Consider the following 3,774-nt stretch of genomic DNA (forward strand, 5'->3'; position numbering starts at 1 on the left):
GTATATGACCCCGAAAAAATGGCGCAAGCAGGGACGGGCTTTCGTTCGTGATGTGGATGCGTCGCTTGGCGGCTATATCCGCGGGCAAATCATCGTTTGTGTCGTGATCGGTTTGATTTCCTCGCTGCTCTTCTGGATAGTCGGAATGAAATATCCGCTTCTATTGGGGGCGATAATCGGAATAACGAATGTCATCCCGTATTTCGGGCCGATTATCGGGGCCATTCCTGCAGTGGTCATCGCCGCGACAATGTCAGTTAAAATGGTGTTGATCATTGCGGTCATCGTGCTCGTACTTCAATTTCTTGAGGGAAATATCCTGTCACCGTTAATTGTCGGTAAAAGCCTCCATATGCATCCGCTGTTCATCATGCTTGCATTATTGGCGGGGGGCGAAATAGGCGGTATCGTGGGCATGGTCGTTTCGATTCCCCTCTTGGCTGTGTTGAAAGTTTTTGTACTTCATGCCCGCGTTCACTTTAGAAAGAAGCCGCCCCTTATTGACAAATAAAAGTCTTGTGAATATAATCCTTTACATAAGATAATTCGTTGAAGGATGAAGTATGCTGAAGTCCATCTAAAAGAGAGGGGTCCCCCAGGCTGAAAGGGACTGCCAGGTGAAGAGCAGCAGAAAGCTAGTCCTGAGAGCAGCTAATACCTGCCGTCATGCCGCGTTAAGGCTTTTATGAAGGTGATGGGCCTAGGTGAATTCCTGCGTCCATAATCAGGGTGGTACCGCGAGTCAACTCTCGTCCCTGTTTTTGGGATGGGGGTTTTTTGTGTGCTCAAAATTACATAATTTTAAAAGGAGGATATATATGAAGTATTTAACTGGTGCTCAAATCCGCCAAATGTATTTAGATTTTTTCAGTGAAAAAGGCCATAACATCGAACCAAGTGCGTCATTGGTTCCTCATGAAGATCCATCATTGCTTTGGATCAATTCCGGGGTGGCGACGTTAAAGAAATATTTTGATGGACGGGTGATTCCAGAAAATCCAAGGATCACAAATGCCCAAAAGGCCATCCGTACGAACGATATTGAAAACGTGGGGAAAACGGCACGTCATCATACGTTTTTCGAAATGCTCGGAAACTTCTCCATTGGTGAATACTTCAAAGAAGAAGCCATTACATGGGCTTGGGAGTTTTTGACGGATGAAAAATGGATTGGCTTCGACAAAGAGAAATTGGCTGTGACGATCCATCCTGAAGATGATGAAGCATTCGAACTCTGGAATAAGAAAATAGGTGTTCCTGCTGAAAGGATCATTCGCCTGGAAGAAAACTTCTGGGATATCGGTGAGGGTCCAAGCGGCCCGAATACAGAGATTTTCTATGACCGGGGACCGGCATATGGCGATGATCCGAATGATCAAGAACTATATCCAGGCGGGGAAAATGAACGTCATCTGGAAGTCTGGAACCTTGTGTTTTCTCAATTCAACCATAATCCTGATGGTTCTTACACACCTCTTCCAAAGAAGAATATCGATACAGGAATGGGCCTTGAACGTATGGCTTCCGTCGTTCAAGATGTGGCGACGAACTATGATACAGATTTATTCATGCCGATCATCCGGGCAGTCGAAGAGATTTCCGATGTGAAGTATGGTGCCGATACAGAAAAAGATGTGGCCTTCAAGGTCATTGCCGACCATATTCGTACGGTAGCCTTTGCAGTAGGCGACGGGGCTCTTCCATCCAACGAAGGCCGCGGTTATGTATTGCGCCGTTTACTTCGCAGAGCGGTTCGATATGCTAAGCAAATCAACATCAATCGACCATTCATGTTCGAGCTTGTGACGGTCGTAGGCGAAATCATGAAAGACTTCTACCCTGAAGTCCTCAAGAATAAAGAGTTCATTGCAAAAGTAATCAAAAATGAAGAGGAACGCTTCCATGAAACCCTGAATGATGGACTGTCCATCCTTTCTGAAGTCATTAAAAAGGAAAAGGAAAAAGGCGGTACGACCATTCCGGGCAGTGATGCATTCCGTTTATATGACACATATGGTTTCCCGATTGAGTTAACGGAAGAATATGCAGAAGAAGAAGGCATGACAGTCGATCAAGCCGGATTTGAAAAAGAGATGGATGCACAGCGTGAACGTGCCCGTTCAGCGCGTCAAGATGTGGATTCGATGCAAATCCAAGGCGGGGTATTGGGCGATATAAAAGTTGAAAGTGAATTTGTCGGCTATGATCAAGTAGCTGTCGAAGCCACAGTTGCTGCCATCGTAAAAAATGGCGAGCTTGTAACGGAGGCAGAAGAAGGAGAAGAAGTTCAAGTGATACTGAACAAGACTCCTTTCTACGCGGAGAGCGGCGGACAAATAGCCGATATAGGAACGATGGCCAGTGAATCCGTGAAGGTTGATGTCCTTGATGTCCAAAAAGCTCCTAATGGTCAAAACCTGCACCGTGTAACGGTTACTGCCGGCACTTTAACAGCAGATTCCAATATCGTTGCTGCGGTAAATCAAGAAAACCGCATCCATATCACGAAAAACCATACAGCGACGCACCTTCTGCATCAGGCGTTGAAAGATGTGCTTGGTACACATGTCAACCAAGCTGGTTCACTCGTACAGGCTGAGCGCCTTCGCTTCGACTTCTCTCATTTTGGTCAGATAACGGCGGAAGAGATTGAACAAATCGAAACGATTGTAAATGAAAAGATTTGGCAAAGCTTACAAGTGAATACGGACTATAAAAACATCGATGAAGCAAAGGCTATGGGCGCAATGGCCTTGTTCGGCGAAAAATACGGCAAGATTGTCCGTGTCGTTCAAATAGGTGATTACAGCCTAGAACTTTGCGGCGGTGTCCATGTTCCGAATACAGCGGTAATCGGCTTGTTCAAAATCGTTTCCGAAAGCGGCATCGGAGCTGGGACCCGCCGTATAGAAGCGGTAACGGGTGCCGGGGCATACCAATTGATGACTGAGCAAATCGGTGTCTTGAAGGATGCAGCTGCTAAATTGAAAACAAACTTGAAAGACGTACCTTCAAGAATTGAAACGGTACTGGCAGAAGTGAAGGATCTTCATCGTGAGAATGAAAGCCTAACTGCAAAATTAAGCAATATCGAAGCAAGCAGTCTTGTTTCTAACGTAAAAGAAGTAAATGGGGTTCAAGTATTGGTGGCGAAGGTTCAAGCTACCGACATGAATAATCTGCGTGCCATGGCGGATGATTTGAAACAAAAGCTCGATTCTGTCATCATCGTATTAGGTTCGGCCCAAGGTGATAAAGTCAATTTGATTGCCGGGGTGACCAAGGATTACATCGATCGCGGTTTCCATGCTGGTAAATTGGTCAAAGAAGTTGCTTCCCGCTGCGGCGGCGGCGGCGGCGGCCGTCCAGATATGGCCCAAGCCGGCGGAAAAGACCCTGAAAAATTGGATGCAGCACTTAATTTTGTTGAAGAATGGGTCTTATCGATTTCATAATCAATGGAAAGTGTTGTACAATGTAGGTAATAGTGGATTCTGGACGCTGAGGAGAGGTGCATGTTAATGAGTTCCTTTGATAAAACGATGAAATTTAATTTTCCCGAAGAACCATTCGAAAGAGATGTACAAGAAGTACTGTCTCAAGTATATGTTGCACTTCAGGAAAAAGGTTATAACCCTATAAACCAGATTGTCGGTTATCTATTATCTGGTGACCCGGCCTACATCCCGCGCCATATGGATGCTCGGAACATTATTCGTAAGCTTGAACGCGATGAAATCATCGAAGAATTGGTTAAATCGTATCTTAAGAACC

At 45.5% G+C, this 3,774-nt stretch carries 3 protein-coding genes; all 3 read left to right on the forward strand.

Going from position 1 to position 3,774, the window contains the following annotated elements:
• Nucleotides 1–511, forward strand: a 511-nt coding sequence (locus ACFVSH_RS23950) for an AI-2E family transporter (protein WP_387708225.1), incomplete at its 5' end; no start/stop codon positions are given.
• 307 nt (nucleotides 512–818) lie between these two features.
• Entirely contained in the window at nucleotides 819–3,455 is a 2,637-nt protein-coding gene (gene alaS / locus ACFVSH_RS23955) for an alanine--tRNA ligase (protein WP_387708227.1), read from the forward strand.
• A gap of 66 nt (nucleotides 3,456–3,521) precedes the next feature.
• A partial coding sequence (locus tag ACFVSH_RS23960) for an IreB family regulatory phosphoprotein (protein WP_387708229.1) occupies nucleotides 3,522–3,774 on the forward strand: 253 nt, incomplete at its 3' end.

The sequence above is a fragment of the Peribacillus sp. NPDC058002 genome (genome assembly GCF_042886655.1).
GTDB classification, from domain to species: domain Bacteria; phylum Bacillota; class Bacilli; order Bacillales; family DSM-1321; genus Peribacillus; species Peribacillus aracenensis.